This is a genomic window from Tunicatimonas sp. (assembly GCF_049647865.1).
Classification (GTDB): Bacteria; Bacteroidota; Bacteroidia; order Cytophagales; family Cyclobacteriaceae; genus Tunicatimonas.
The window spans coordinates 1-5,495 of record NZ_JBARYM010000025.1; the positions used below are offsets into that span (position 1 = coordinate 1).

The 5,495-nt window shown below is 44.8% G+C and carries 5 protein-coding genes; 1 reads left to right on the forward strand and 4 read right to left on the reverse strand.

Going from position 1 to position 5,495, the window contains the following annotated elements:
• Positions 1 to 795, forward strand: a 795-nt coding sequence (locus tag WBA23_RS01000; RefSeq protein ID WP_424580365.1) for an alkaline phosphatase family protein, incomplete at its 5' end; no start/stop codon positions are given.
• Between the two features lie 175 nt (positions 796 to 970).
• Here the strand turns inward: WBA23_RS01000 and larC are convergent.
• The 4 genes from larC to WBA23_RS01020 all read right to left on the reverse strand — a co-directional run bounded on the left by larC (position 971) and on the right by WBA23_RS01020 (position 5,311).
• Entirely contained in the window at positions 971 to 2,248 is a 1,278-nt protein-coding gene (gene larC / locus WBA23_RS01005) for a nickel pincer cofactor biosynthesis protein LarC (RefSeq protein WP_424580366.1), read from the reverse strand.
• A complete protein-coding gene (larB, locus tag WBA23_RS01010) occupies positions 2,245 to 2,919 on the reverse strand; it encodes a nickel pincer cofactor biosynthesis protein LarB (RefSeq protein WP_424580367.1) in 675 nt (224 codons plus the stop codon). Before larB ends, larC begins: the two co-directional genes overlap by 4 nt.
• A complete protein-coding gene (gene larE, locus WBA23_RS01015) occupies positions 2,912 to 3,712 on the reverse strand; it encodes an ATP-dependent sacrificial sulfur transferase LarE (protein WP_424580368.1) in 801 nt (266 codons plus the stop codon). Before larE ends, larB begins: the two co-directional genes overlap by 8 nt.
• Positions 3,713 to 3,940: 228 nt before the next feature.
• Positions 3,941 to 5,311, reverse strand: coding sequence for a Gfo/Idh/MocA family protein (locus tag WBA23_RS01020; protein ID WP_424580369.1), 1,371 nt, complete (start codon positions 5,309 to 5,311; stop codon positions 3,941 to 3,943).
• Between the last annotated feature and the right edge of the window lie 184 nt (positions 5,312 to 5,495).

A 5,495-nucleotide genomic window follows, 5' to 3' on the forward strand; every position in this document is an offset into this window, starting at 1 on the left:
TACCACTTCGATGGATTTGAGTTGGATACCGTACAGTTTCCCCACGATGAAGACCGGGACTTTATCCGGCAGATTGACGAACACGTTGTAGCCGAAGCAGCTCGTTACCTTAAGCAAGAAGCCCCAGATTTATCGTGGGTTTACCTGGAGTACACCGATGATATGGGGCACCGTTACGGGGATAGCGAGCGAATGGATGAGGCAGTAAAGCTAGTAGATGAACAGGTGGGGAAAATCTGGGGTGCGATTCAACAGCGGGAGCAACAATTCAACGAAGAGTGGCTCATTATTATCACCACTGATCACGGTCGGGATGCTAAAACCGGGAAGGATCATGGCGGGCAGTCGGAGCGGGAGCGTACTACCTGGATTACCACTAATTCTCCCAACCTAAATAATTATTTTCATCAACATCAGCCTGCCATTGTTGATATTATGCCAACGTTGGCAGATTTTCTCAGCATTGAAATTACTCCCGAGCAGAAACGAGAAATAGACGGAGTTTCATTAGTTGGCCCGGTTTCATTAGTTCGCCCAACTATTCAACTGGAAAGCCAACAACTTATTGTCTCGTGGCAGGCAGTAGAAAAAGAAGGAACCGCCAAGATTTGGGTGAGCACGACCAATGATTTCAAAAGTAGCGGACAAGCTGACGAATATAAGTTGGTGGGTGAAGTACCGGTAACTGACGAACAATTTGTGATTAACCTAGCTGAATCTCCATTATTCCGAAAGGTAGTAATAGAAGGAGTGCACAACACAGTGAATCAGTGGTTCGATCAGGAGGGAAAATGAATCCTTAGGTATTTCTCAAACAGATTCTCCCGCTTTCTTAGCGGTTTTTAAACGTATGCGTTAGTTCGAACACCATTTAGATGAGCTAGTAGGTTTAGTTTCAAAAGATATGCTAGCGGTGCAGAAATAATAGAATTGTTAGATTGCTCTATGGCTCTATGGCTCTATGTTAAAATTAATCTTTACCCTTCACTAGCGGGCGCAATAGTTCTTGCGTTTCTAATACTGATTTATCAAGTTTCTTACTAATCTCTCGTAAGCTGTCGTATTCTATCTTGCGCTGTCTACGACCAGAGGGCTTGAAAGATTCTTTAACTCGTACTGTACCGTACTCAGTGTCAATTTCCAAGGCATTCCGCTTGAGCATCTGCTTACCCACTCGGTAGTAACGTAGTCCAATGGTAGGGGTATGCTCCAGTATAAATTCACAGATTGTCTCTAAGGAAAGTGTACTAGCGAGCACCGATATTTTTAGTCCAGGTCTTCCCTTTTTCATTTGAATAGGCGTATAATAAAAATCAGATGCTCCTAATTCCAGCAACTGCTGCTGAAAATCAGAACCGAGAATTTCACTAGACGTATCGTCTAACTGGGTTTCTATCACGTACATTTCAGTTTGCTCGGTGGCTCCAGAAGAGGCTAGTAGAGAAACCCGTACTACATTGGCGACCGTAAAATCTTTAGTGCCCGGCCCGTACGCTGACTGCTCTACCCGTAAGGTAGGAACTGAGAACTCAGGATTTAGGTACTGAAGAATTGCTGCACCGGTTGGCGTGGTCTTCTCACCGGGTTCATTTCCTTTAAAAGTAGGGATTCCGCGTAGTATGTCAGCCGTGGCGGGAGCGGGTACGGGCAATACTCCGTGCTGTGTTTTCACGGTTCCGCTCCCCACACACACGGAATCGGAGTAGGTTTTTTCTACGTTCAACTTATCTAGCATTACCGCGCAACCCACAATATCTAGAATAGAATCTACCGCACTTACTTCGTGGAAATGAATTTTCTCCAGCGGTATATCGTGTACTTTGGATTCGGATTTACCAATAATCAGAAATATCTCTTTTGCTATTTTTTTAGCATTATCGCTGATCTCAGCCTTTTCAATAATCTCATTGATATGAGACAAGTGGCGATGAGCGTGGTGCCCCGGTTTATGCGTGTGACTATGCGTATGTGAATGAGTATGAGAGTGTGAATGACTGTGAGAATGTTCGTGGGAATGGGTAGTAGTTTCTTGACTACTATCTTGGTCTTCGTTTAGATCAATAATTTTGATGTGCTTACAGACAATTCCATTTTTGTTTACCGTATTCACTTCCACTTTGCCGTCGGGCAAGTTGAGCTTTTCAGGCAAAGATGCTACTTCGTCGTATCCATCAGCTAAGCCACAGAGCGCGCTTAATAGCATGTCTCCGGCCAAGCCCGCGAAAGGTTCAATATATAGTACACTCATTGCTTAGTATGTTTTGGATTAAAAGTATGCAGCATCCGAAATGCCGCAATAGCTGCTCCGTAACCATTATCAATATTAACGACGGTAATTCCGTTAGCACAGCTCGCCAATAAACTATGCAATGCTACTTGACCATCTGCTGCTATTCCGTAGCCCACACTAGTAGGTACCGCAATAATAGGTTGCGACACTAGTCCGCCCAACACGGTAGGCAATGCCGCCTCAAAACCGGCTACCGCAACAATAATTTTATGGTTTTTTATTTCCTCTAGGCGGTTCAGCAACCGGTGCAGACCGGAAACACCTACATCCTGAATGCGGGTGGCGGCCAGGCCCAGAAAGAGTAGGGTATAAAAAACTTCATTGACTACGTAAGCGTCAGAAGTACCACCCGAAACGATGACTACTTCCGGAATTAATTCATTATATGTTTTCAGATTCAAACCAAATACCCCTGATTCCTTATCAAAAAATGCTTCAGGAAATACTTCTAGCAACTGCTGGGCTTTTGTCTCTTGAACGCGAGTTGCCAGAGCAGGAATTTCTTTTTGCTGGTAGTAATCGAGAATATTATTAAGCTGATCAACTGTTTTAGACTGACCAAAAATTACTTCAGGAAAACCTAAGCGCTCTTTCCGGTCTAGGTCAATGTTGAAGTTTTCGTTACTCATGCAAGGCCCGATTTAATTTGCCCGATACCAAACCTTCTTGATCAATAGTGCACAAAGTAAAACCTACTTGCTTAATCTCTTCCGAAACAATTAAAAATACTGCTCGCAACTGGGCTACCTCTTCCGGCGGTACTTCTACGCGGGCTTCAGTTCCAAAGTGGCGAACCCGTACATCGGCAAAGCCGTGCTGGTTTAGAATGGCTTCGGCGGCTTCAATCTGCTTCAATTTTTGAGTACTAATGCTATCGCCGTAGGGAACTCGAGAGCTGAGACAGGGACTAGCCGGTTTATCCCAATGGGCTAATCCGAGGTACTTAGCAATTTCTCGTACGGCTTGCTTGTTAAGACCACAGTCTACAAACGGTGATTCTATACTATGTTCATTGGCCGCTTGCAAACCTGGGCGATAGTCACCCAGATCGTCCGTATTGGTGCCGTTTAGTAAAGTGTGCTCAGGGTATGTTTCTTTTAACGAATTAAGGGCGACATACAAATGATTTTTACAAAAGTAGCAGCGGTTGGCCGGATTCTGTAAGTAGTTCTCATCACTCAGCTCATCGGTACGAATGATCTCTAGCTTGATACCATATTTCTGGCAGAAGTCAATCGCCAAATCTAAATCGCGCTGTTTCAAACTGGCGGAAGCCGAAATGCAGCCAATGGCTTGGTCACCCAGGAAGTAGTGCGATAGGTATAGTACTAAACTAGAGTCAATCCCCCCGGAAAAAGCCGTAATGGTTTGCTTTCGCTGTTTATACCATACTTCCAATACGTCTAAATATTCCTTGACCATACTATCCCAACAGTTGTGTAATGAAAATAATATCTGAACCTCAAACTATCCAAAGTTCAGCAGACTATCAAGCAAACTGATACAGTAATCCTATTTTCAACCGTAAAAAACACCGGTAAAGATGGAGTGAAAATTTGGAAATCAAAGACTGGAAACCGAAATTATATTGGAAAGCGTTCAGTCTGAACTTCCCACTTCTGGTCTCTACAAAAATCAGAATCAGGTACTTTACACGGCGTACTTTTTGAATACGCTATCCCAAGGGTCGCGCATGGAGCGAGAAAGTAGTTGGTTAGCCGCGAAGTTATCTATGAACTTTTCCGCTTGAGGATCCCAATCCAGGTCTTGTTGGAGCATCATGGCGATATTACCTAGGTGAGCAATAGTAATAGACCGATGCGCTACCTCAGCCGGGGCAATAGGTTCTTCCCTGGACAGTACACAATCGATAAAGTTGCGGAAGTGATTATCACTTTTGTAGAGATGAATTTCGTCTGGCCCAATCTCCGCATCTAATATACTCTTTGGATCAGCATCGTGGCTGCCTCGGTTGGCCCAAACGCTGCCTTCCGTGCCAGTAAATTTAATTCCGCGCCCTTCCTGGCTGGTGACAATCAGTTTTAATCCGTTTTCGTAAAGACACTCAAAGTGGAACTCGGTAGCCGTATTCCAAACCGGATGATCAGACCAAGTTGCTCGCGCATTCTGAATTTTTACCGGACCGGTGTACTCAGTGTCCATACCCCACTGGGCAATATCCGGGTGATGGCCTCCCCAATCGGTAACCATGCCGCCCGAGTAATCTAGTATCCAGCGGAAATTGACGTGGGTGCGGGCGGGGCAATACGGAGCTTCGGGAGCAGGTCCTAGCCACATGTCGTAGTTAAAGTCTTTCGGTACCGGAACCGTTTCAGTAAGATGGCTGGTCTTGCCAAAATCGGGAGTGCCGGGAGGAAGGCTACAGGTCACTGTTTGTAGTTCTCCAATCTTACCGTTTCTCACTAACTCACAAACCCGGCGGAAGTTCTCATCAGAGCGTTGCTGACTACCCGTCTGGAAAACTACTTGGTGTTTATTAACGGCATCACTCATGGCTCGGCCTTCCTCTATTGTAAGAGCAAGCGGCTTTTGGCAATAAATATCTTTACCTGCCGCAGCGGCCATCAGCACGGGAATAGCGTGCCAATGGTCGGGGGTCACAATTTCTACTGCATCAATATGATCGAGGGCAATCACATCCCGAAAATCTTCGTATCCCTGGCACGACTGGTATTTTTTTCCGTGTTTCTCGCTATAGAAATCGTCAACGAGTTGCATAATAAATTCTCGTCCAGCTACTTTGCCATTCCAGTACCCGTCACTTTTTTTATTCACATCGCAGATTGTGGTTATCTGCACTCGTTCGTCGGGTAAGAAGCTTTTAACATCATTCCCAGCCTGATTTCCAGCACCAATAAATGCAATATTAATTCGCTCGGAAGGTGCTATATGGCCGTTTTTGCCCAATGCCGAAGCAGGGATTATGGTAGGGGCAGCAAAAACAGCCGAGGTTGCCGTGCCGACTTTTTTAATAAACGCTCTTCTACTGTTGTTATTCATGGTAGGTGGTTGTTCTTTAGTTAATTACTCACTCAATAGTACGAATGAGTCTAAACGAAAAGTAAAATAATCAGCCACCATTCCCAAATTTTACCATACATCTATCTTAAATGGGGTAGTAATCGCTACTAGTTGCAGTAAATAATGACGGGCGCCGATTACGAATTAAAGAGGGTAGCCTGAA